General features: G+C 62.9%; 22 protein-coding genes and 1 riboswitch. Of the genes, 11 read left to right on the forward strand and 11 right to left on the reverse strand.

The genetic code is table 11. The annotated features are described in order from the left end of the window. The first annotated feature begins 1 nt into the window (after position 1). The 8 genes from HB777_10505 (at position 2) to HB777_10540 (ending at position 7,755) form a co-directional block, all read left to right on the forward strand. Complete coding sequence (locus HB777_10505; GenBank protein QND64296.1) at positions 2 to 271, forward strand: hypothetical protein; 270 nt, start codon at positions 2 to 4, stop codon at positions 269 to 271. 44 nt (positions 272 to 315) lie between these two features. Next, a complete protein-coding gene (locus tag HB777_10510; GenBank protein ID QND64297.1) occupies positions 316 to 1,530 on the forward strand; it encodes a response regulator in 1,215 nt (404 codons plus the stop codon). Continuing rightward, positions 1,527 to 2,948 carry a CpaF family protein gene (locus HB777_10515; protein QND64298.1) on the forward strand — a complete coding sequence of 474 codons (1,422 nt, stop codon included), beginning with the start codon at positions 1,527 to 1,529 and terminating at the stop codon, positions 2,946 to 2,948. Before HB777_10510 ends, HB777_10515 begins: the two co-directional genes overlap by 4 nt. Positions 2,949 to 2,952: 4 nt before the next feature. Further along, a complete protein-coding gene (locus HB777_10520; protein QND64299.1) occupies positions 2,953 to 3,918 on the forward strand; it encodes a type II secretion system F family protein in 966 nt (321 codons plus the stop codon). 1 nt (position 3,919) lies between these two features. Further along, positions 3,920 to 4,882 carry a type II secretion system F family protein gene (locus HB777_10525; GenBank protein ID QND64300.1) on the forward strand — a complete coding sequence of 321 codons (963 nt, stop codon included), beginning with the start codon at positions 3,920 to 3,922 and terminating at the stop codon, positions 4,880 to 4,882. Positions 4,883 to 4,969: 87 nt separating this feature from the next. Next, positions 4,970 to 5,803 carry a hypothetical protein gene (locus HB777_10530; GenBank protein QND64301.1) on the forward strand — a complete coding sequence of 278 codons (834 nt, stop codon included), beginning with the start codon at positions 4,970 to 4,972 and terminating at the stop codon, positions 5,801 to 5,803. Between the two features lie 141 nt (positions 5,804 to 5,944). Further along, on the forward strand, positions 5,945 to 6,415 hold the full coding sequence (locus HB777_10535; protein QND64302.1) for a hypothetical protein: 471 nt from the start codon (positions 5,945 to 5,947) through the stop codon (positions 6,413 to 6,415). Between the two features lie 164 nt (positions 6,416 to 6,579). Continuing rightward, positions 6,580 to 7,755: a GGDEF domain-containing protein gene (locus HB777_10540; GenBank protein ID QND68728.1), complete on the forward strand. Its 1,176-nt coding sequence runs from the start codon at positions 6,580 to 6,582 to the stop codon at positions 7,753 to 7,755. A 9-nt stretch (positions 7,756 to 7,764) separates the two neighbouring features. Here the strand turns inward: HB777_10540 and gcvP are convergent, their stop codons facing one another. Genes gcvP through gcvT form a run of 3 tightly spaced genes read right to left on the reverse strand, consistent with a single transcriptional unit; the run spans position 7,765 to position 12,067 of the window. Next, entirely contained in the window at positions 7,765 to 10,575 is a 2,811-nt protein-coding gene (gene gcvP, locus HB777_10545; GenBank protein ID QND64303.1) for an aminomethyl-transferring glycine dehydrogenase, read from the reverse strand. Between the two features lie 17 nt (positions 10,576 to 10,592). Next, positions 10,593 to 10,961: a glycine cleavage system protein GcvH gene (gcvH, locus tag HB777_10550; GenBank protein QND64304.1), complete on the reverse strand. Its 369-nt coding sequence runs from the start codon at positions 10,959 to 10,961 to the stop codon at positions 10,593 to 10,595. 5 nt (positions 10,962 to 10,966) lie between these two features. Beyond that, positions 10,967 to 12,067, reverse strand: a complete 1,101-nt coding sequence (gene gcvT, locus HB777_10555; GenBank protein QND64305.1) for a glycine cleavage system aminomethyltransferase GcvT — start codon at positions 12,065 to 12,067, stop codon at positions 10,967 to 10,969. 149 nt (positions 12,068 to 12,216) lie between these two features. Next, a riboswitch (glycine riboswitch) is annotated at positions 12,217 to 12,303 on the reverse strand. Between the two features lie 292 nt (positions 12,304 to 12,595). Here gcvT and HB777_10560 point away from each other — a divergent pair. Beyond that, positions 12,596 to 13,597: a hypothetical protein gene (locus HB777_10560; GenBank protein QND64306.1), complete on the forward strand. Its 1,002-nt coding sequence runs from the start codon at positions 12,596 to 12,598 to the stop codon at positions 13,595 to 13,597. A 19-nt stretch (positions 13,598 to 13,616) separates the two neighbouring features. On the opposite strand, the gene HB777_10565 is transcribed toward HB777_10560, so the two are convergent. Beyond that, positions 13,617 to 14,342, reverse strand: coding sequence for a GntR family transcriptional regulator (locus tag HB777_10565; protein ID QND64307.1), 726 nt, complete (start codon positions 14,340 to 14,342; stop codon positions 13,617 to 13,619). A gap of 8 nt (positions 14,343 to 14,350) precedes the next feature. Further along, a complete protein-coding gene (locus HB777_10570) occupies positions 14,351 to 15,631 on the reverse strand; it encodes a D-amino acid dehydrogenase (GenBank protein ID QND64308.1) in 1,281 nt (426 codons plus the stop codon). A 219-nt stretch (positions 15,632 to 15,850) separates the two neighbouring features. On the opposite strand from HB777_10570, the gene HB777_10575 reads away from it, so the two are divergent. Beyond that, a complete protein-coding gene (locus tag HB777_10575) occupies positions 15,851 to 16,639 on the forward strand; it encodes an Asp/Glu racemase (GenBank protein QND64309.1) in 789 nt (262 codons plus the stop codon). A 34-nt stretch (positions 16,640 to 16,673) separates the two neighbouring features. On the opposite strand, the gene HB777_10580 is transcribed toward HB777_10575, so the two are convergent. The 6 genes from HB777_10580 to HB777_10605 form a co-directional block, all read right to left on the reverse strand. After that, positions 16,674 to 17,465 (reverse strand): molybdopterin-dependent oxidoreductase, encoded by a 792-nt coding sequence (locus tag HB777_10580; protein QND64310.1) that lies wholly within the window; start codon positions 17,463 to 17,465, stop codon positions 16,674 to 16,676. A 1-nt stretch (position 17,466) separates the two neighbouring features. Further along, positions 17,467 to 18,348 carry a cytochrome b/b6 domain-containing protein gene (locus tag HB777_10585; GenBank protein QND64311.1) on the reverse strand — a complete coding sequence of 294 codons (882 nt, stop codon included), beginning with the start codon at positions 18,346 to 18,348 and terminating at the stop codon, positions 17,467 to 17,469. A gap of 97 nt (positions 18,349 to 18,445) precedes the next feature. Continuing rightward, positions 18,446 to 19,123: a DUF1345 domain-containing protein gene (locus HB777_10590; GenBank protein QND64312.1), complete on the reverse strand. Its 678-nt coding sequence runs from the start codon at positions 19,121 to 19,123 to the stop codon at positions 18,446 to 18,448. 31 nt (positions 19,124 to 19,154) lie between these two features. Further along, entirely contained in the window at positions 19,155 to 19,622 is a 468-nt protein-coding gene (locus HB777_10595) for a YaiI/YqxD family protein (GenBank protein QND64313.1), read from the reverse strand. Between the two features lie 64 nt (positions 19,623 to 19,686). Further along, entirely contained in the window at positions 19,687 to 20,256 is a 570-nt protein-coding gene (gfa, locus tag HB777_10600) for an S-(hydroxymethyl)glutathione synthase (GenBank protein QND64314.1), read from the reverse strand. A gap of 67 nt (positions 20,257 to 20,323) precedes the next feature. Then, the gene (locus HB777_10605) at positions 20,324 to 21,451 is read right to left on the reverse strand and encodes an S-(hydroxymethyl)glutathione dehydrogenase/class III alcohol dehydrogenase (protein ID QND64315.1); all 1,128 of its coding nucleotides are present in this window, start codon (positions 21,449 to 21,451) and stop codon (positions 20,324 to 20,326) included. A 199-nt stretch (positions 21,452 to 21,650) separates the two neighbouring features. On the opposite strand from HB777_10605, the gene HB777_10610 reads away from it, so the two are divergent. Next, on the forward strand, positions 21,651 to 23,663 hold the full coding sequence (locus HB777_10610; protein QND64316.1) for an acetyl/propionyl/methylcrotonyl-CoA carboxylase subunit alpha: 2,013 nt from the start codon (positions 21,651 to 21,653) through the stop codon (positions 23,661 to 23,663). The last annotated feature ends 40 nt before the right edge of the window (positions 23,664 to 23,703 follow it).

Below are 23,703 nucleotides of genomic sequence, written 5' to 3' on the forward strand. Positions count from 1 at the left end.
CATGCGTCTGGTCTTGAGATCGAGCATAGCCCTGCTGCTGTCCGGTTTTGCCGCCGGCTGCACCAGCGACGATTATGTGCGCAGCGAAGGGCCGACGATCGGCGCCGGCGAAGCGCAGGCCGCCAACACCGTCATGCAGATGGTCGATCCCTGGAAATACGGGGTCCAGAACACCAGGCTTCTGGTGCCCGCCCAGCGAGGCAGCGCGGCGGCTGTCACACCCGACCAGGCAGCCGGTGCGAAGGCGTCGCAATCCACCACGAGCAACTGATTCAACGGCAACTGGTCCATCGGGCGACCTGACAGGCTGATAGAATGGCAAACGGCATCAAGACCAGGAAGATCCTGCTCGTATCGACCGACGGGACCTTTGTGCAGGACACGCGAACCGCATTCGCCGCCTCCGAGATCATCCAGCTCTCTTCAGTGGAGAAGAACGTCACGGAGCTGCGCGGCGAGATCCAGGAAACCGACTTCGGCGCCATCATCGTCGACATGGATGCGGCTAGGCTGGAGGAGGTCGAGTCGCTGCAGCGCATCATGCGCCGGCTGGAGGACAAGGTGCCGGTTGTCGTCGTCACGCAGGAGTTCAACGCGGCCGCGGTGCGCATCCTCGTGCAGCTCAAGGTCGCGGATTTCCTGGTCAAGCCGATCACCACCGCCGATCTCGTGCGCTCCGTGGTGCGGGCGCTGCAAGGGCCCGGGCGCGAAGAAAACACCGAGTCGCAGATCTATACCTTCATGCCGGCCGCGGGCGGCGTCGGCACCACGACGCTGGCGCTGCAGACCGCTTTCCAGCTGCATCATTCGGTGACGCGCGGCGCCTCGACCTGCGTCGTCGACCTCAATTTCCAGCAGGGCGCCTGCGCCGAATATCTCGACCTCGAACCGCGCTTCGACATCACCGAAATCGAGAACCAGCCCGAGCGCCTCGACCGGCAACTGCTCGACGTGATGCTGTCCAAGCACGCCAGCGGGCTTTGTGTGCTGGCGGCGCCGACGCATCCCTCGGAAATGCGCTCGTTCAAGACCGATGTCGTGGTGCGCATGCTGGACCTGGTTTCGGCCTATTTCGACAATGTCGTCATCGACATGCCGCGCACCTGGTTTCCATGGACGGAGACGGTGCTGCTCGGTTCCAACAAGCTCTACATCGTCGCGGAAATGACGGTGCCGTGCCTGCGCCATACGCAGCGGCTGATCCAGGCGGTCTACGAGACCGCCGGCAAGGAAGTGAAGCCGAACGTCATCGTCAATCGCTTCGAACAGAAGATGTTCGACAACGGCATCAAGCAGGCGGACGTCCAGGAAATCCTCGGCGAGCATTTCGTCGGTGGTATCGCCAACAACTACCGGCTGGTGCGCGAGGCGGTCGATCGCGGCGTGCCGTTGCACGAGATCGATCCGAACGCCAATGTCATCAACGATCTGAAGAAGATCATCCTGCCGGAGGAAGCGATCCCAACCCGGGCGAAATCACGCTCGCTGTTTGGCATGGGCCGTGGATTGTTGAAGAGGAAGGCCGGATGACCAGCCGCTTTTCCACCTTGCAGAACCGCGATGCGCGTCCGCAGCGCACTGCCGAGCTAATGCCGGTCGCCCATCATGCCGTCGTCATTCCGACGAACCGCAAGGCTTTGCCGGCAAAGCCGGAAGCGGCGCCGGCAAAGAATGCCAACAAGGTGCTTGACGCGCGCGTGCGCATCCATCGGCTGCTGCTCGAGGAGATCAATCTTGTCGCGCTGGAGCGTTTGCCCAAGGATGAGATGCGCCGGCAAGTGCATGATTTCGTGTCGGAAAAGACCAAGCAGGAGCGGATGGCGATCAACACCATCGAGCTTGATGCGCTGGTCGACGACATCGTCGACGAGATGGTCGGTCTCGGTCCGCTCGAGCCGCTGCTCAAGGACCCCGACATCAACGACATCCTGATCAACGGCCACCTGAACTGCTTTGTCGAAAAGAAGGGCAAGCTGCAGCCGGTCCATATTCCGTTCAAGGACGAGGCGCATCTCTTGCGCATCGTCAACAAGATCGTTGCCGCGGTCGGCCGCCGCGTCGACGAATCGCAACCGATGGTCGATGCCCGCATGCTGGACGGCTCGCGTTTCAACGCTGCCATTCGTCCGGTTGCGGTTGACGGACCACTGGTGTCGATCCGCAAATTCTCCAAGAACAAGCTCGGCCTGCACAAATTGGTCGAATTCGGCGCCATCACCCAGAACATGGCCGAAGTGCTGGCGGCGGCCGTGCATGCCCGCAAGACGACGATCATTTCGGGCGGCACCGGCACCGGCAAGACGACCATGCTCAATGCGCTGTCGGCCTTCATTCCGGAAGATGAGCGGCTGATCACCATCGAGGACGCGGCCGAGCTGCAATTGCAGCAGCCGCATGTCGCGCGCATGGAAACGCGGCCGGCCAACATCGAAGGCCATGGCGAGCTGAAGCAGCGCGACCTGGTCAAGAACGCGCTGCGCATGCGCCCCGATCGCGTCATTCTCGGCGAGTGCCGCGGCGAGGAAGCCTTCGACATGCTGCAGGCGATGAACACCGGTCACGAAGGGTCTATGGCGACCATCCATGCCAACACGCCGCGCGACGCCATCTCGCGGCTTGAGCAGATGCTTGGCATGACCGGCATGCCGATGACGGTGCAGTCGATCCGCAGCCAGATCGCCAGTGCGCTCGACCTGATCGTCCAGTTGACGCGCCTGTCCGACGGCAAGCGCAAGGTGACCAGCGTCGCCGAGGTGACCGGCATGGAAGGCGATGTCATCCAGATGCAGGAGATCTTCCGCTTCGTGCGTACCGGCATGGAGGCCGACGGCAAGATCCTCGGCTATTACGAGGCGACCGGCATCCGGCCGCGGTTCCTCGAGGATCTGCGCGCCATGGGCATCGAGTTCCCCGGGCGATATTTCGAACCCGGCCGGCCGCAGGAGTAGCCAAGTGTTCGACGGGCTCAGCGCGATCTACGTCGTCTATGCCGCGGCTGCACTGACCGGCATCCTGATCGCCGAGGCCTGCTACCTGCTTTATGCCGGCCGCAGCGACAAGCGCACCGCCATCAACCGGCGCATGAAGCTGCAGGAAAACAAGATCAGGCAGGAGCAGGTGCTCGTCCAGCTGCGCAAGGAGCGGGGCCTTGAGGCGGGTACGCCGCTGTTTTCGCCGGACCGATTCCGCGCTCTGCGAACCCAGTCGGGCATGATCATGCCGCTGTCGAAATTCCTGATGATCACCTGCGGCGTGGCATTCGCCGCTGGTCTGGTCGCCATCTGGTACGGCTTGCCACCGCTGATGGGACTTGGGCTGTTTGTGGTGCTCGTGCCGGTGCTGCCGGTGCTGACGTTGCGTTTCAAGCGCAAGCGCCGGCTGAAGCGGTTCGGCATGCAGCTGCCGGAGGCCCTGGAACTGATCACGCGTGGCCTGAAGGCCGGCCATCCGGTGCCGGTGGCGATCGCCATGGTGGCGCGCGAGATGCCCGACCCGATCGGCACCGAGTTCGGCGTCATCGCCGACGAAGTGACCTATGGCTCCGATCTGGTTTCGGCGCTGAACTCGCTGTTCGACCGGGTCGGCCAGGAGGATCTGCCGCTGTTCGTCACCGCGGTCTCGATCCAGACCAGTTCGGGCGGCAATCTGCGCGAGATCCTCGACGGCCTGGCGCTGACGATCCGCGAGCGCGGCAAGCTGCGCCGCAAGGTGCGCGCCATCGCGACAGAGGGCCGGATGTCGGCTTACATCCTGACGGCGGTGCCGGCGTTGCTGTTTACCGCTATCATGGCGCTGATGCCGAGCTTCTATCGCGACGTCTGGGGTGAGCCGAAGACCTGGTACCTGCTTGGCGGGTCGATCACCTGGCTGATGCTGGGCAATTTTATGATGTTCAAAATGTCGAATTTCAAGTTCTGACATGCAGGGTTTCATCGAATTCCTCGCCTCGCTCGCGCCGACCTCGTTGATGCCGGTGGCCATTCTGCTGCTGGCTGCGGGCGCTGCCGCTGTTGCATGGCCGATGATGGCGGCGAAGGGCGATCGCAATGAGGTCATGCGCCGGCTCAGGGTCGACAACGGTCCGGTGGCCGCAAAGCCCGAGCCGGTGCAGAAGAAGAATACCGGCGTCGTGCGCGAGAAGGCGGTGAAGCGGGCCCAGGAATTCTACGCCAAGAGCGATCCGGAAAATGTCGCCCGGCTGCGCATGAAGCTCATCCAGGCGGGATATATGGAGCCGCGCGCTGTCGGCATGTTCTTCCTGATCCGCTTCACCGCGATGATCGGCACGGCAATCGGCGTGTTTGTGCTCAACCGGTGGATGGCCAGCCCGGACGCGACGATGGCCAGCCGCTGGACATTCGTCATCCTGTCGGGAGCGGCCGGCTATTTCCTGCCCGGCCTCGTGCTGAGCCAGAAAGTGCGGGAACGCAGGCGTGAATACCGCAACGGCTTTCCCGATTTCATGGACCTGATGATCGTCTGCTCGGACGCCGGCATGAGCATGGAGGCCGGCATCGAGCGCGTCTCGAAGGAACTCGCCAAGACCTATCCGGCGCTGAGCCAGAACCTGCAGCTGGTGTCGCTGGAGCTGCGGGCCGGGCGCAGCCTTGACGATGCGCTGAAGGCGCTCGCCGACCGCCTCAGCCTGGACGAGGTGCGCTCCTTCGCCACGCTGCTGCAACAGTCCAAGGAACTCGGCACCAGCCTGTCAGGAGCGCTGCGCGTCTTTTCCGACGACATGCGCCACAAGCGCATGTCGCTCGCCGAGGAAAAGGCGCACGCCCTGCCGGCCAAGATGTCGGTGCCGGTGGTGGTGTGCATCCTGCCGGTGGTGTTGATGATTGCGGCGATTCCAGTCATCGTCAAAATGACGGCGCACTAGCGAGCGCCCCACGAAAGCCCCAACGAGGGGCTGACAACCCATTGTTCTGCATCCTGCCCGAACTCGGCCCTATAACGTGAGAAGCCCATGCGAATGCTGTTGCGCATCCTCTTTCTCGGCTTCGCTGCGGCCAGTTTGTCGCCCGCCTGGGCTGCGGCCAGCGATTGCGGCGATGCTGCCGCCTTGGTGCAGCAGGCCTATCCCAAGGCTCGAAAGAGCGCCGACGGCGCCTCGTTCACGCTTGAGCCTCACACCAGCATCGCCCTGACGCACTCGGACTATGACCCGCCTGGGCTGGTGTGCAAGATCTGGCCCGCTCACGACAACCTGCTGTTGGTCGCAGTGCCTTTGATCGACAGCGCCCAATCCGTCGAAGGCCAGCATGTTGGCGATATCGAGCTTCTGGTCGTCGACAGGAAGAGCCAGCAGGTGCGCCAGCGCCTGCTGCAGCCCGGGCTGATGAGCGACGATGCCATCGCCATCCGCGGCATCGAATTCGATACCGGCCGTTATGGGCTGGCGCCCAAAGTCACGGCCTTTGGCCTGCGCATCGACATGGCAAATCATTCGCAGGTCAATCCCTTCAGTCAAACCGGCCTGCGGCTCTATGCCCTCGACGACGATGCCCTGCGGATGGTGCTCGACGGCCTCGTCGTGGCCGGCAATGGCGGTGAAGGCGATAGCAATTGCGCCGGATCCTTTCATTCCAGCCAGGTCAGCCTGGCGATGAGCCGGGCGAGTCACCACGACTATCACGACATCACCGCGGTCGAGCGGACCGATACCGACGAACCTTCTGTCGACAAGGATGGCGAGTGCCAATCCCACCCCGGCAAGTCTGTGACGCGGACCTATCGGCTGCGCTATGACGGCAGCCGCTATCCGGTTCCGGAGCCGCTCAAGGCGCTGGGGCCGCCGTGAAAACGCAGCTGGCATCCGTGGTTAATGGCTGGTGTGCCCGAAACCAAATTTTGGTGACGTTTCGGCACCAAAGTTTAAGCGTCGCTGATATAATGTGTCTCCTGAAGAACGACCCGGCAAATCGGGCGATGAGGCAGGGGCATGCGTCACAGTAAGTTCACGGCAATGGCCGCGCTGGCGGCCGTCTTGATGATGTCTGGCTGTACGTCGAGTGGCGTCGACACGACCAAGACCACCGCTATCCAACCGGCGGCAAAAGACATCGACACCTCCGATCTGGCGCAAGGCAAGGCGCAGTTTCGCGACGCCAATTACGGCCTCGCCGAAAAGCACTTTCGCAAGGCCGTCGAGTTGAAGGCCGACAATGCGGAGGCCTGGATGGGGCTCGCTGCTTCCTATGACGAACTCGGCCGCTTCGACTTCGCCGACCGTGCCTACGGCCAGCTTTTGAAAGTCGCCGGCCGCAAGCCGCAGATCGTCAACAACATGGGCTATTCGCAACTGCTGCGCGGCAATCGCAAGAAGGCCAAGGCGCTGCTGCTCGAAGCGAAGGCCGGCATGGCCGATCCTACTGTCGTCAACGCCAACCTCGCTCTCTTGAACAAGGGTTGATCCGGTCGTTGCGTCCCAGGTCCGGTTTCGGGACATGAGGCATCGACGCTTTGTAAACCCTATCGGCAGGTTGCGTCGAAAGATCGGCGGAAAACCATGTCTGAGGGCTGCCGCTGACCTAGAATACGGCGTAACCGCCGACGCTCGAGAGGCCCTTGCCCGATATGCTGGACTTCAGTTCGCTCCTGCTCGCAGCCGCGCTGTCGGGCATCTGCCTCAGCGTCACCATGTTTGCGATCTGGTTCACCGCGCCCAAGGCAGGCTTCGTGCTGACGGTGGCGTGCGGCATTCTGGTGCTGGTCGCGCATGTGATCCTGTTCTGGCGATACACCAAGGATCCCGATCCGCTGCTCTGTCAGATCGTGCTTGCGCTGCTCACCCTAGGGTTTCTGATCCTCTGCGTGTCGGCCATGCAATATCTGGGCGTGCACGGCTACAGACGCGCCATTGCACCGGCGCTTGCCGCCATGGCCATCTGTGCCGCCGTGACCTTTCTGGGCCTTGATGGCGTCGGCTTCATCATCACCTACACCACGGTGACGGCGCTGCTGTCGGCGATCGGTATCATGTTCTGGATCAACGGCAGTCACGATCGCCGCATCCTGCTGGTGGTTTCGTTTCTGAGCGGCACCTGCGCGGTGTCGTTCGCGCTCTGCGGCGTGGTTCTGCTGAGCAAGGGGCAATGGACGCTCGCGGTCGCGCCCGACAACTGGGCCGAACGACTGAATTCCGTCGTGGCGGTGGCCTGCATGACCGGGCTCGGCGCATTGACGCTCTCCCTCCACCATCTGCAGGCGCAGATCGAGCTGAAGGCGGAGACCATGACCGACCCACTCACGGGGTTGATGAACCGGCGAGGGCTGATGTCGCTCTACGGCGAGCGGAGTTTCGGTCCGTTCATGTCCATCGTGATGTTCGACCTCGACCACTTCAAGCGGACGAACGATGTCTATGGTCACCCGGTCGGGGATCAGGTTTTGTGCCGTTTTGCTGCTGTCATCAAGAGATACGCCAGGACCGGCGTCGACGCCTTTCGCCTGGGCGGCGAGGAGTTCGCAATCGTCATGTCGCGGATGACGGACGAAAAGGCCTACGATCTCGCCAGCAAGATCGGCGTTGCCTTCGGCACCGAAATTGTTGCCACTCAGCTCGGCAAGTTGCGCAGCACGGTTAGCGGCGGCATCGGCTTTGGCGAGGCAAGCGGCAGCAGCCTGGACAACGTGCTCGCCGAGGCCGACGCGGCGCTCTATGCCGCCAAACGCGCCGGACGAAATTGCGTCATCAGCCGCAAAAGAATGAGCAAGGCCGACCCGGTCGAGCCGGCCTTGCGCTCAGCGTAGTCTGAGAGTTTATTCGGCCGCTCCCAGATAGTCCGACAGGGGCGGGCACGAGCAGACCAGGTTGCGGTCGCCGGCGACATTGTCGATGCGTGACACCGGCGGCCAGTATTTGGCTGCCATGTCGGCGTCGCCGGCGGGATAGGCCGCCTCCAGGCGCGAGTAGGGATGGGTCCACTGGCCGGCCAGCACCTCGGCGGCGGTGTGCGGCGCGTTGACCAGCGGATTGTCGGCCAAAGGCCATTCGCCCTTGGCGACTTTCGCCGCCTCGCCTGCGATGGCGATCATCGCCTCGCAGAAGCGGTCGAGTTCCCGCTTGGGCTCGGATTCGGTCGGCTCCACCATCAGCGTGCCGGCGACCGGGAAGGACATGGTCGGCGCGTGGAAGCCGTAGTCGATCAGACGCTTGGCGACGTCGTCGACGCTGATGCCGGCGCTGTCCTTGAGCACGCGGGTGTCGAGGATGCATTCATGCGCGATGCGATCGTGCCTGCCCTTGTAGAGAAGCGGGAAGTGCGGCGCGAGCCGTGTCGCCACGTAGTTGGCCGAGATGATGGCGGTCTCCGTCGCCTGCTTCAGTCCGGCGGCGCCCATCATGCGGATATACATCCAGGTGATCGGCAGGATCGAAGCGCTGCCGAATGGCGCGGCCGACACGGCATGCGCCGAACCCTCGGTGACATGGCCTGGCAGATAGGGCTGCAGATGCGCCTTGACGCCGATCGGACCGATGCCCGGGCCACCGCCGCCATGCGGGATGCAGAAGGTCTTGTGCAGGTTCATATGACAGACGTCGGCGCCGATATCGGCGGGCCGCGCCAAGGCGACCAGGGCGTTGAGGTTGGCGCCATCGAAATAGACCTGGCCGCCATGCTCGTGGATCAGCGCGCAGAGGTGGCGTGCACCTTCCTCGTAGACGCCATGTGTCGAGGGGTAGGTGAACATCAGCGCCGCGAGATTCTTGGAATGCTCGTTGGCCTTGGCCCTCATATCGTCCATGTCGATATTGCCGTCCTCCAGGCAGCGCACGACGACAACGCTCATGCCGGCCATCGCCGCACTCGCCGGATTGGTGCCATGCGCGGAGGAAGGGATCAGGCAGACGGTGCGATGGCCTTCGCCGCGCGAGCGATGATAGGCGCGGATTGCAAGCAGGCCGGCATACTCGCCCTGGCTGCCGGCATTGGGCTGCAGGCTGACGGCGTCGAAGCCGGTGATCTCCGACAGCCATCCTTCCAGTTCGCCGATCATGGCGCGATAGCCGGCCGAATGGCTTGCCGGCGCGAAGGGATGCAAATTGGCGATCTCAGGCCAGCTTACCGGCATCATTTCCGCCGCCGCGTTGAGCTTCATGGTGCAGGATCCCAGCGGGATCATGGTGCGGTCGAGCGCTAGGTCCTTGTCGGCCAGCCGGCGCAGAAAGCGCATCATCTCGGTTTCCGACTTGTTTTCGCGGAAAACAGGCTGGGTCATGAATTCCTTGCCGCGCGGCTTGCCGGGCACCGTGCTGTCGGCCGACGGAGCGGCCTTGGCGCCGAACAGGGCCGCGATCGCATCGAGATCGGCATCGGTCGAGGTCTCGTCGAAGCTGATGCCGACATGGTCGGCATCGATGACGCGCAGCAGCCGGCCGGTCTTTTCAGCCGCAGTGGCGATCTGCGCCGCCTTGCCCTTGGTCTCCACCGTCACCGTGTCGAAACGGCTGGCACCGATCACCGACACGCCTGCCGCTTCGAGGCCGCTTGCCAGACGATTGGCCAGCGTGTGGATGCGCCCGGCAATCGCCTGCAGCCCGGCGGGGCCATGCCAGATCGCATAGGCGGTCGCCATGTTGGCGAGCAGCGCCTGCGCGGTGCAGATGTTGGAGGTCGCCTTGTCGCGGCGGATATGCTGTTCGCGTGTCTGCAAGGCAAGCCGGTAGCCGGGACGCCCCTTGCTGTCTGTCGACTGGCCGACGAGGCGGCCGGGCATCAGTCGCGTCAGCCTGTCGGAGACGGCGCAATAGGCGGCGTGCGGCCCGCCAAAGCCCATCGGCACGCCAAAACGCTGCATCGGGCCGACGGCAATGTCGGCGCCAAGTTTCGCCGGCGCATCGGTCAGCGCCAGGCCGAGCGGGTCGGCGATGAAGACGACGATGGCGCCGGTCGCACGCGCTTTGTCGATCGCCGCCTTGTGGTCGCCATAGACGCCAAACGTATCCGGCCAGGAGACGAGCAAAGCAGCGGTGTTGTCGTCGATCGTCTCGCCGTCGATCTCGATGCCGAGCGGCTCGGCGCGGGTACGCACAACGTCCAGCGTCTGCGGATGTGGCGTGCCGGCAAGTGCGATCTTGGTGCGCTTGTCGCGGTGGTGGCGCAGCGCAATGCCGACTGCTTCTGCCACGGCGGTCGCCTCATCGAGCAGCGAGGCCGACGCTACCGGCAGGCCTGTCAGTTCAGTGACCAGCGTCTGGAAATTGAACAGCATTTCGAGCCGGCCCTGGCTGATCTCGGCCTGATACGGCGTGTAGGCCGTGTACCAGGCCGGGTTCTCGAACAAATTGCGCTGGATCACCGGTGGCACATGGACGCCGTGATAGCCGGCGCCGATGAAGCTCTTCAGCACCGTATTCTTGGCCATGGTCGCCGACAATTCGGCCAGCGCTTCCGCTTCGCTGGCCGGTGCGGGCAGGGTCAGTGGCAAGTCGAGGCGGATCGACTGTGGCACGGCCTGGCTGATCAGCGTCTCGACGGACGGAACGCCGATCACGGCAAGCATGGCTCTGACATCGTTGACGCTCGGGCCGATATGGCGGGCCGAGAAGGGAGTGAGTGCTGCGGTCATGTCAATCCGTCCTGATATCAGCCGATATGGGCTTTGTAGGCGGCCTCATCCATGAGGCCCGCGAGCTGGCTTGCGTCGGCAAGCTTCATCTTCCACAGCCAGCCGGCCCCGGTTGCCGCCGAATTGACCAGCGACGGGTCCGACGACAGCGTGCCGTTGGCTTCGGTGATCTCGCCATCGACCGGCGCGTAGACATCGGAAGCCGCCTTGACGGATTCGACCACGACGGCGGTATCGCCCTTGGTCAATTTCTTTCCGGTCTCCGGCAGTTCGACGAAGACGAGGTCACCGAGCTGCTCTTGGGCATAGTCGGTGATGCCGACGGTGGCGATGCCACCCTCGACGCGGAGCCATTCGTGATCTGATGTGAAATAGGTCGTTGCCATTGAGATCATCCTTTGCGGTAGCGATGTGGTGTGAAGGGCAGGGAGCTGATGTCGACTGGGATTTTCGTGCCTCGCACATCGGCGAAGACCCGTATTCCTGGCTTGGCCAGCGGTGCCGCGACATAGCCCATGGCGACCGGATGGCCGGCCGAGGGGCCGAAGCCGCCCGACGTGACATGGCCGGCGGGATTGCCGTCGGCATCAAAGAGCGCGGCACCGGCGCGCACCGGCTGGCGGCCTTCCGGCTTCAGCCCGACGCGCTTTTGCGCAGGGCCTCGTTCCACGGCGGCGCGGAGCGCGTCGGCGCCGATGAAAGCACCGGAAGCGCGAACGTCCTTCGGGATGGCCCACATCAAGGCGGCGCTGGCCGGATCGATCTCCGGCGTGATGTCCTGACCATGCAGGCAGAGCCCTGCCTCCAGCCGCAGGCTGTCGCGGGCGGCCAGTCCGATCCACAGCACGCGTTCATCGCCGAGCAGCTTCGCGACGAGATCGCGCGCATCGGCCTCCGGCAGGCCGATTTCGAAACCGTCCTCGCCTGTATAGCCTGAGCGGCTCATGAACCAGTTCTTGCGCGGTTCGACCCCGTGCATGAACAGCAGCGAACCGGTCTCGATGCCGGCGCGGGAAAGAGCAGCCCAGGCCTCAGGACCCTGGATGGCGAGGAAGACGCGGTCGAGCGGCTCGACCCTGGCGTCGAAATCAGCGGCAAGCGCACGCAAATGCTTTTCGTCGGCCACGGCGTTGCCGGCATTGGCGACCACCATGAACCTGATATCGCCAAGCCTGGTGACGATCAGATCGTCCAGAATGCCGCCTGCTTCATTGAGGAAGAAGGACAGTTTGGAATGCGAGATCTCGAGCGCGCCGGCATCCAGTGGGCAAGCGCGGTTGAGCAGCGAAACCGCCTCGGGTCCGCTCACCTCGAACAATTTCATATGCGAGATGTCGAACAGGCCGGCCTGCTCGCGGGTGCGAAGGTGTTCCTTCATGACGCCGGCCGGATAGGTCAGCGGCATCGACCAGCCGGCAAAGGCGCCAAAGCGCGCACCGGCGGCCATGTGGATATCTTCGAGAGGAAGGTGTTTTGTGTCGTCGCCCGTCATGTCGTCTCCAGAGTCGCACGCAATCGGTCGCGAATGGCGACCAGTCCGTGCCCCTCTGTCTGAAGCCTGAGAGACTCGCGCAACCGGAACTCTGTCAGCGGCGCTTACACCTTCGGCGCGGGGGCAAGCCCCGACTTTCCAGAGTGTCTTTCCCGTCTACGGTTCTTTTGCCTGAGAGATTTCGGGCGATTTCCCCTTCGGCGGCAGCTTTCGCTGCTCTCTCCCGCAAACAGGTAGGACTCAGACCCTGAGTCCTCGACGCGCCATCCATAGCTTGTGCGCGACGGCTTGTCACCTGTCAGCGACATCTAAAGCGCGTTGCGCTGAAACGGCTTCAGGCGATGCGCTTTAGCTCTTTGTTTTGATGCATGTCGTTCACCCAAAACCGCTGCACAGTTTTGGGCGACATGCATTGGCCGACAAGTCTTCGCTAACCACGCCGTTTGCCGGTTTTTCAAGACACTGCTGATATGTTGGCAGGCATGACGCTATGGGGCCGGCCTTGCCGGCAGCGGACGGGGACGACAAATGGGCGAATTGATCATGAGCGCGCCGGTGGCCGGGCTGACCTCGAAAAGCAGCATCGCTGCTGAGGACGTGGCGATGCTGCGCCATGAGGTGTTCGGCGACGGCGTGGTGACGCGCGGCGAGGCCGAGGCGCTGTTTGCGCTCGACGCCACGGCCAAGGACAAATGCCGGGAATGGCCGCCTTTCTTCATCGAGGCGGTTACCGACTATATCGTCCACCAGGAAAAGCCGTCGGGCTATATCTCGCAGGACAATGCCGATTGGCTGATCCGTACGATCTCTCGCGATGGCATGGTCGACAGCCGGACCGAGCTCGAATTGCTGGTCCACGTGCTGGAAGAGGCGAGATCGTCGCCGGGCCAGCTTTGCGTCTATGCGCTGCAACAGGTTGCGCATGCCGTCATCGACGGCAAGGGGCCGCTGATGCTCGGCGGTGCGCTGGTCCCTGGGTTGATCGCCAAGGCCGAGGTCGAATTGCTGCGCCGGATACTCCATGCTCATGGCGGCGACGGCAACATTGCCATCACGCGCGCCGAGGCAGAGGTGCTGTTCAAGATCAATGAGCGGACTGCTCAAGGACACAACGATCCGTCCTGGAATGAGCTGTTCGTCAAGGCGATTGCCAATTTCGTCATGTGCTCGGCCGGTTATGAAGCGCCGACGCGCGATGTGGCGCTGCGTCGTGATGCCTTTCTCGAACATGCCGACCCGGAAATCGGCGGCTTCTTCAGCCGCATGATCTCCGGCGGCCTTGCCGGCATCATGGAGGCCTATCGGTCTCCAGGCGACATCGAGGCCGAGTGGGAAGCCAAGAACAGGGCGGCCGAGGCCCTGGCGCGCCGCGCCGAGACGATCGATGCCGGCGAAGCCGGCTGGTTGATCGAGCATATCGGCGTGGACAGGCCTCTCTACGAGAACGAACGCGCGCTGCTGACCCTGATCAAGCACGCCTCGCCGGAAATCCACCCGGCGCTGAGGCCGCTGCTCGACAAGGTCGCCTGACCGGCAAAGGGTTGCCTGATCAGATCTGGCCGATATCGATATATATCCGGGCCAGGCCTTCGCGAACGGTCGACATGGCGTCGGCGACACTGATGGCGATATGGTCATGCATGAGCCTGGCTGCCCTGTCGGCATCGCGGCTGACCATGGCCCGGGCGATCTCGCTGTGTTCGGTATAGGTCGTCGACAGTCGCCGGTGCTTCTCCACTTCGATCTTGCGGACGAAATGGATGCGCGTGTTGATGCCTTCGAGCATGCGCGCCAGTTCGGGATTGCCTGACAGCCTGGCGATGCGGATGTGAAATTCCTCGTCCCTGGCGGTCAGCTCAGTGCTGGAAAATGAGTCGGCGCGCGCCATGGTGCGCGTCCACCAGTCGACGAGCGCGGCGAGTTCCTCATTGGTCGCGCGCTGGACCGCCAGCCTGACGGAGCGCTCCTCGAGCACGGCCCGCACATCGGAAAGATTGACGACCTCGTCGACATCGAAGCCGCGGCAGAAGAAGCCGCGATTGGTCTGGAAGGTGATGAGTTCCTCCGTGACCAGCCGCTGGAGGGCCTCCCGGATCGGGCTGCGGCTGACATTCAGCCTCGCGGCAAGCGCCACTTCGTTGATGCGCTCGTTCGGCTTGAAGCGATAGTCCATCGCCATGCGACGGATCTCTTCATAGACACGCGGGCCGGTCTTGATCGGCTTGGATGCCAACGCCGCATTGTTGTCCTGGTTGCTTTGCCTGGGTCGGAGCATGGCGTCGGTCAAGCCTTTGCGGCGCTTGGTTCGGCGAACCGCGCCTGTGTGGGAAGGATACCATCGAGGGCGATTGGTGCAGCTCGGCCGGCGATCAGATCGGCGACGATGCGGGCCGATCCATGCGCCATCGTCCAGCCGATATGGCCGTGACCGGTGTTCAGCCAGAGGTTTTTGATGTTGCGCAGGCCGAGGATCGGCAGATTGTCGGGCGTCATGGGTCTCAGACAGGCCCGCATCTCGGCGCGATCATAGGCGATACCGCGCGGAAACAGCTCCTGCGCGACGCGCTTCATGAAGGTGAAATCCGAAGGCTCGTGGCTGCGGTCATAGCCCGCAAATTCCGCGGTGGCGGTGACGCGGATGCGATCGCCCATCGGCGTGATGGCAACGAGGTTGTGCTCATCGATCACGGGAAGCTTTGGAGCCAGGACCTGGTCGACGATGGGAATGGTCAGGGAATATCCCTTGATCGGGTAGATCGGCAGGCCAAGGCCGATCTTGCGGGCGAGGATCGGGCTTTCCGCGCCCAGGCACAGAACGTAGGTGTCGGCCAACACCTCTCCCTTGTCGGTGACGACCCGGGTGATCGCGTCGTTCCTGCGTTCTATCCCGACGATCCTGGTGTCCGTCAGGATCTTGCCGCCCCTCTTTTCGACGATGGCCGCCAGCACGCGCGCGAACTTGGCGGCGTCGCCGGTTTCGTCGGTCGGACACAATATGCCGCCGGCAATGCTGCCGCGCGACGAAGCCAGCGCCGGCTCGCGGTCAATGATTTCCTGCGCGTCGACAATGCGTATCTCCTGGCCGTCAGCCTCCAGCAGGCGCATGTTGGCGACGCCCTTGTCGAGCGCCTGACGGCTGCGGTGGAAGTACAGAATGCCGGCCGACGTCCTGTCGTACTGTATCGCTTCCTCCCTGACGACCGCCTGAAGGACCGCTTGGGAATGGACCGCAAGCCGATGTTTGAGGAGGGTGTTGCGACGCGCTTTGGCGGCCGTGCATTGCATGAGGAAGCGCAGCGACCAGCTGTAGAGATGCGGGTCGGCGGAGAGTTTGAAGCGAAGCGCCTGGTCCTTCTGGAACAGCGACTTCAGCAGGATTTTTGGGGCGGCTGGCGATGACCAGACAAAGGAATGGCCAGGCGCGATCATGCCGGCATTTGCCCAGCTCGCGCCCTCGGCCACCTGCGGTGCCTGCTCGAGAACGGTGACCGCGTGGCCATCCTTTTGCAGCTGATAGGCAGTGGTGATCCCGACCACGCCCCCGCCCAAGATCAATACGCGCATTGCTGTCCCAAATGGCTGTCGCTCTATTGTCGACAATTCAATAGGAAGACGCCGATCTTTGTCAACGGCGCAAAGGCGGCGACTGACAAGCGATCTACTTTGGCCCATAATTCCAGCGTTTCCCGGCTCCAAAATCGGCACGGAGCCCTTGACACCTTTGGCAATGTTGCCGTTTCTATTGTCGACAATTCCGATTGGTATCAGGAAGGGGACTGAACCATGGACGCCCCGGTTACCCGCGCCGACGACACGCTTGTCCTCGACAAGGAACACATTCCATTCAAGACAGATGACGGTATCGGCACCCGCGCCAATCTCGGCCTGCTCGTGCTTCGGACCGACCAGACCATCGAGGATGAATTCCGCTATGCGCTGCCCGCGCGCGACATCGCGCTGTACGAGGCGCGGCTCTACAGCGATGTCGAGATCACGCCGGAGAACCTGATGAAGATGTCGGCGGTGATCCCCGGCACGGTCGGGCTTTTGCCGGACGTCAAGTTCGATGTGATCGGCTTTGCCTGCACGTCGGGAGCACTTGTCATCGGCGAGGACAAGGTCGCCGCGCGCGTCCACGAGGTGCTGCCGGGCGTACAGGTGACCAACCCAGTGACGGCGGCGCGCGCCGCGCTGAAGGCCCTGGGCGTCTCACGGATCGCGCTGCTCACCCCATATCTCGCCAAAATCAATCATTCCCTGCGTGCATCGCTGATGGCGCGGGGGATGGATATTCCGGTCATGGGCTCGTTCAATGAGGCCGACGACAATGTCGTTGCGCGCATCACGCCGGCATCGGTCAAGCAGGCCATTTTGGAAATCGGCGCGTCGAGCGACTGTGAGGCCGTGTTCGTTTCCTGCACGAGCATGCGCGTTGCCCGGATCATCGAGGAGGTCGAGAAGGAACTGGGGAAACCGGTCACCTCGAGCAACCATGCACTTGCCTGGCATATGCTGCGGCTTGGCGGCATTGGTGAGCAGATTGCCGGAAAAGGCGAGCTGTTTCGCCACTAGTCATCTCAGAGGCGCGGCGTTTGCGGCATGCGGTTCAGATCCCGCCGTACCAGTCATAGCCATTGTCTTCCCAATAGCCGCCCCTGCCGCCGCCGACAGTGGCGAAGCCGTCGACGAGTTCGATCTTGTAGAGGTATTTCGGCATCTTGTAGCCGAGCTGGCGCTCGACGCGGACGCGCAACGGTGCACCGTTCTCGACCGGCAGCGGCTTGCCGTTCAGGCCGTAGGCAAGGATCGTCTGCGGGTGACGGGCATCGATCAGGTCGATGGTGCCGTAATATTTGATGTCGCCCGACAGGCTGCGGTCGATCGTGTCGAGGCAATGGAACATGACGTAGCGCGCCTGCGGCTTGACCACCGCCTGGTCCAGCACCAGCGACAGCGGCGTGCCGGTCCATTTGGCTATGCAGCTCCAACCTTCGACGCAATCATGACGCGTGATCTGCGTGCGGCTCGGCATGTTCTGAAGCTGCTCGCGGCTAAGCGACAGCGGCTTTTCGACGAGGCCTGAAACCTCCAGCCGCCAGTCGGCGAAGTTGTTGGCGAGCAAGCCTTTGTAGACGTCGTCATCGGGAGCGGTGACCCCGTTCGGCCGCTGCGGCTGGCGGATGTCGGCCTCGGAAAACTCCGGCGCCAGCGCATCGCGTCCGGCAAGCAGGCGTTGCGCCCGGTATGTCAGGCCATTGGCGTTTTCGAGGAAGCTGCGCAGGCCGCCGCCAATGCTCAACTGGCTGTCGAAAGCATCGCAGCCCGACAGCATGATGCCGGAGGCGCCAAGGCCGGCACCGGTCAGGAATTTGCGGCGGCTGATCTCAAACTTCGCCATGTTACACACTCCTCTCGGCTGTCTTGTCGTCATGCGCGGGAGGGTCGGTGCGATACCAGCCGGTGATGATGGAACGCAGCTCGTTGATCGGGCCGGCGGCGAGAATCATCAGGATATGGACGACGAAGAAGGCGACCAGCAGCACCATGACGGTGAAATGGATGGTGCGCGCCGTCTGCCGGCCACCGAGCAGATCGTTGAGGAACGGCAGCACCGAATTCATGCTGGGCGACATCGCAAGGCCGGTGATGATCATCAGCGGCAGCAGCACGAACAGCACACCGCCATAGGCCATCTTCTGCAGCGTGTTGTATTCCCGCGTGTGGTGGAATTTGAGCTTGGCGTGGTCGATGATGTCCTGCGGCAGCCGCTTGAGATCATCGAGGCGCGGCGCGAGATCGCGCCGCAGATGGCCGTTCACAGTGCTGGCGACCAGCCAGACGATCAAGGTCGTGGTCAGTATCCAGGCAAAGAAGAAATGGACGACGCGGGCGGTGCCGAGATCATAGTAGGACGGGATCGTCGCCCAGGACGGGAAGGCGCGGGACGTCTCCTGGCCGGCCGGGCCCGACCAGCCGAGCACACCGGTGGTGTCGAAGCGCTTGCCGAAGATCTCCGTGTAGCCGCGTGGCCCGGTGTTGGTGTTTTCCGCGCCGATGGCGAAGATGGTGTTGTTGTACTCGAAGCCAGACTGCTTGCCGATATAGAGTTGCGGGCGGGCATTGAAGATCTGCAGGCCCGACAGCAGCATGAAGAACAGCGAGATGGCCCAAAGCCAATGCGTCAGCCGCGTCCAGCGCGACTGCCGGTAGATCAGCGTTTTTTCGTTCGACGCCGAAGCGCCTGGACCGGCGGCGGATTGGCTTCTGGCAACGGATTCCATCTTGTCTCGTCTCCCGGCCTCGCGGCGTGGCCTGCGCGTGCATTGTCCTCCTGATACGTCGCGATCCAAACCAATGTTTCATCCGATCACGGATTTATTACGGAGCGCCCAGGCTGACGGCGAGGTTGACGGCTGCGGCGACGATGACGGTGTTGAAGAAGAACGACAGAATCGAATGGACCAGCACTACACAACGCATATGCGTCGTCGAGATGTTGGTGTCGGCGGTCTGCGCCGTCATGCCGATGACGGTCGAGAAGTAGAGGAAATCCCAGCCTTCCGGTCGCTTGTCGCCAGGAAACAGCAGTCCGCCGACCGGAATTTTCTTCTTGGTCTCGGCATCGACCGCATCGCCGTCCATCCAGTAGACATGCGCATAGTGGAGCGCTGCCATGGCATGGATGGTGAACCAGCCGAGCGGGATCGACAGCAGCGCGAAGGTGAGTTCGACAGGGTGGGCGCTGTCTTTCTGGTTGATCAGTTGGAACAGCGAAAAGGTGGCAAAACCGACGACGACGAGCGTCACGGCGAAGATGACCAGCACTGGCTGGTCGGTGGCGCGCGCATTTTTGCTCAGATATTTGCCGGTGAACTTCGGCATCTGGGCGACGACAAGGATGACGTAGGCGGCAAAGAAGGCGTTGGCGCCGATCGAATAGGCGAGCGGGGCGTGCAGCAGCAACGCCGTGAGGAGCGCCAAAACGCCGAAGCATGCCGATACCGCGAACAGCATGTGGCGCCGCATGGGAGGCTTCATCGGGATTTCGGCAGCCATGGCGGTTCCAACCTTGGATGGCGCTCGGTTTCTATTGCGGTGTGGCGGATTTCAGCGCGCGCCGCAAGATGCGGTCGAGTTCGCCGAGAAACCGCGAACGGTCCTGTGGGGCGAAGCTGGCATTGTAGCCCTTGCTTTCGCCGGTCTCGCGCAAATGTTGCTTGAGATCGCGCATTGCCACCGCCATGCCGATCGTTTCCGGCGTGAAAGGACGTCCAGTCGGCCCAAGCACATGCGCGCCGAGCGCCACCGCACGGGCGGCCAGCGGAATGTCGGCGGTGATGACGATATCGTTGGTCCGCGCATTGTCGACGATCCAGTCGTCGGCGGCATCGGCGCCCTTTGAGACGACGACATTGCGGATCATCGGATCGCGCGATGGCCGCAAACCGCCATTGGAGACGTAGGTGACGACGACGCCATGGCGCTCGGCGACCTTTTCGACCTCGGCCTTGACCGGGCAGGCGTCGGCGTCGACGAGAATGGCGGGTGCGGGCATTGTCTCTCCAAAACGAGCAGGGGCCGGAAACTTGTCCGGCCCCATACCTGAAATCTCACGACTATCAGGCCGGCAAAGCGCCGGACTTCTTCGCCGTCCAGGTGGCGATATAGTCCATCAGGCCGGGATTGAGGCAGTCATAGGGCTCCAGCCCGATTGTCTTCAACTGCGAGCGGATGCCGTCCATCCGCTTTGGATCGACACCGGACTCGATGATCGACGAGACAAAGGCGGTGAAGCCCGGCGGCGACCAGCCGTCCTCCTCGAAGCGCTCGGGATGGATGAAGGACAGGCCCTTGAACGGGTGGTCGCGCTCGACCGGTCCGTGCATGTGGACGCCGCAGACGGTGCAGGCATGGCGCTGGATCAGTGCCGAGGGGTCGACCACCTTGAGCTTGTCGCCATTCTCGGTGACGGTGACGTCGCCGGTGCCGGCCACAGCAACAACCGAGAACACCGCGCCTTCCGGCTTCCAGCATTTGGTGCAGCCGCAGGCATGATTGTGGGCGATCTGACCCTTGACCTTCACCTTCACCGGCTTGCTGGTGCAGGCGCAGACCAGCGTGCCGCCGGCAAAGCTTGCGCTTTCCCTGGGCAAGCCATTGTCGATTTTCGGATGCAGTTTCTCCGCCATTTTCTTCTCCTCCCACTTGTGAACCACAGAGGTCGCAGGCCGGTTGGTCGGCGGCTTGTGGTCTTCCTCAGTAAACCACGACACTCCTGATCGACTTGCCCTCGTGCATGAGGTCAAAACCCTTGTTGATGTCCTCGAGCTTCAGCAAGTGGGTGATCATCGGATCGATCTGGATCTTGCCGTCCATGTACCAGTCGACGATCTTCGGCACATCGGTGCGGCCGCGTGCGCCGCCGAAGGCAGTGCCCATCCACGTGCGTCCCGTGACCAGTTGGAACGGCCGCGTCGAGATCTCCTGGCCGGCGCCGGCAACGCCGATGACGACCGACTTGCCCCAGCCGCGATGCGAGGCTTCGAGCGCCTGACGCATGACCTTGGTGCTGCCCGTACAGTCGAATGTGTAGTCGGCGCCGCCGATCTGGTCGGCGCCGCGCTTGGTCATGTTGACGAGGTGCGGCACGACATCGCCGTCGATCTCCTTCGGATTGACGAAATGCGTCATGCCGAATTTCTCGCCCCAGGCTTTCTTGTCGTTGTTGAGATCAACGCCGATGATCATGTCGGCGCCGGCAAGTTTCAGGCCCTGGATGACGTTGAGGCCGATGCCGCCGAGGCCGAAGACGACCGCCGTTGCGCCTTGCTCGACCTTGGCGGTGTTGATGACCGCACCGATGCCGGTGGTGACGCCGCAGCCGATGTAGCAGATCTTGTCGAAAGGTGCTTCGGGGTTGACCTTGGCCAGCGCGATCTCCGGCAGCACGGTGAAGTTGGAGAAGGTCGAGCAGCCCATATAGTGAAAGATCTTGTCCTTGCCGATCGAGAAGCGCGACGAGCCATCCGGCATCAGGCCTTGGCCCTGCGTGGCGCGGATCGCCGTGCACAGATTGGTTTTTCGCGACAAGCAAGACGGGCACTGGCGGCATTCGGGCGTATAGAGCGGGATGACGTGATCACCCTTCTTGACCGAAGTGACGCCCTTGCCGACATCGACAACGACGCCGGCGCCCTCATGGCCGAGGATGGCCGGAAACAGGCCTTCGGGATCGGCGCCCGACAGCGTGAATTCGTCGGTGTGGCAGATGCCAGTCGCCTTGATCTCGACCAGCACCTCGCCCTCGCGCGGACCGTCGAGGTCGACCTCCATGATCTCCAACGGCTTTCCGGCGGCGACAGCGACAGCGGCGCGGGTTTTCATCAGGCGTCCTCCAATGCGAATTTTTTTCCACGGTTTCAGGTTTTGGCGATGCGATCAACTGGAAGCTGCCGCCAAGACTGGGCCACAGCGATGAATTGGAATCGCAAATCGATTGAAAGGCAGTGATTTGCATGGTCGGCTTGACCCTGCAAGCACAGGCCATAAAAGGAACGACCGACCGGAGGGGAATGACCTCAGCATGTTCACCAAAATCCTGATCGCCAATCGTGGCGAGATTGCTTGCCGTGTCATCAAAACGGCGCGCAAGATGGGCATCGCCACGGTTGCCGTCTATTCCGATGCCGATCGCGATGCCGTGCATGTCGAGATGGCCGACGAGGCGGTGCATATCGGACCTTCGCCAGCGGCTCAGAGCTATCTCGTGCCTGAAAAGATCATCGCCGCCTGCAAGGAGACCGGTGCGCAGGCCGTGCATCCCGGCTACGGGTTCCTGTCCGAGCGGGCGGCCTTCTGTGAAGCGCTGGAAGCGGAGGGCATCATTTTCATCGGCCCGAAGCCCAGGGCGATCAGGGCGATGGGCGACAAGATCGAATCGAAGAAGTTCGCCAACGCCGCCAAGGTTTCCACTGTGCCCGGCTGGCTCGGCGTCATCGAGAATGCCGACCATGCCGAAAAGATCGCCGGCGAGATCGGCTATCCCGTGATGATCAAGGCTTCCGCCGGCGGCGGCGGCAAGGGCATGCGCATCGCCTGGGACCAGTCTGAAGTGCGCGACGGCTTCGACCGCGCGCGCTCGGAAGCCAAGAGTTCGTTTGGCGACGACCGCGTCTTCATCGAGAAATTCGTCGTCGATCCGCGCCATATCGAAATCCAGGTGCTGGCCGACGCGCATGGCAACGCGCTCTATCTCGGCGAGCGCGAATGCTCGATCCAGCGCCGCAACCAGAAGGTCGCCGAAGAGGCGCCGTCGCCCTTCCTTGACGCCGAGACACGCAAGGCCATGGGCGAGCAGTCGGTGGCGCTGGCCAGGGCCGTCGACTACCAGAGCGCCGGTACGGTCGAGTTCATCGTCGACAAGGACAAGAACTTCTATTTCCTTGAAATGAATACACGATTGCAGGTCGAGCATCCGGTGACGGAGCTCGTCACCGGCATCGATCTGGTCGAGCAGATGATCCGCGTCGCCGCCGGCGAGAAGCTCGCCATCAGGCAAAGCGACGTCAAGCTGAACGGCTGGGCGGTGGAAAGCCGGCTCTACGCCGAAGACCCTTACCGCAATTTCCTGCCCTCGATCGGCCGGCTGACGCGCTACCGGCCGCCGGAGGAAGGACAGTTCGGCGATGTCGTCATCCGCAACGACACCGGCGTCACCGAGGGCTCCGAAATCTCGATGTTCTATGACCCGATGCTCGCCAAGCTGTGCACCTGGGCGCCGACGCGTCTGAAAGCCATCGACGCCATGTCGGAAGCGCTCGACAGCTTCGTCGTCGACGGCATCGAGCACAACATTCCGTTCCTGGCTGCCCTGATGCAGCATCCGCGCTGGCGGGAAGGGCGGATATCGACCGCTTTCATATCCGAGGAATACCCCGACGGCTTCGCGCCCGTCGTACCGAACGACGATGAGAAAGCCGTGCTGGCGTCGATTGCGACCGCGGTGGAGCTTCTGCGCCGTGACCGGCTCGACCGGCTGGGCGGGCGCCTGGCGCCGCATTCGGGAGCGCTGAAGCGCGACTGGGTGGTGAAGATCGGCGATGACTATCTGTCGGCGTCGATCCTCGAGGGCATGATTTCCATCCCGATGGAGGTCGATCTGTCGATCGAGGGCGGCAAGGCTCTGACCGTTGCCTCCGACTGGCGGCCGGGCGATCTGATCTGGCGCGGCACGGTCGGCCAGCGCAAGGTTACGGCTCAGATCAGGCCGGTCGCCAATGGCTTTCGCATTGCCTGGAAGGGCATGTCCGTGACCGCGCGCGCCATGCTGCCGCGCACCGCCGAGCTTGAAAGGCTGATGCCGGAAAAGGTGGCGCCGGACACGTCGAACCTGCTGCTTTGCCCGATGCCTGGCCTTGTCGTGTCGATTGCCGTTGCCGAAGGCCAGGAGGTCAAGGCCGGCGAGACGCTGGCGGTTGTCGAGGCGATGAAGATGGAAAACGTGCTGCGCGCCGAACGCGATCTGGTCATCTCCAAACTCAACGCCAAGCCGGGCGACAGCCTCGCCGTGGATGCGGTGATCATGGAGTTTGCCTGAGCAGGCACGGCAAGCCTGTGGTCAGCAGTCGTTTGTGCTG

This window comes from Mesorhizobium loti (genome assembly GCA_014189435.1).
Lineage (GTDB): Bacteria > Pseudomonadota > Alphaproteobacteria > Rhizobiales > Rhizobiaceae > Mesorhizobium > Mesorhizobium loti_G.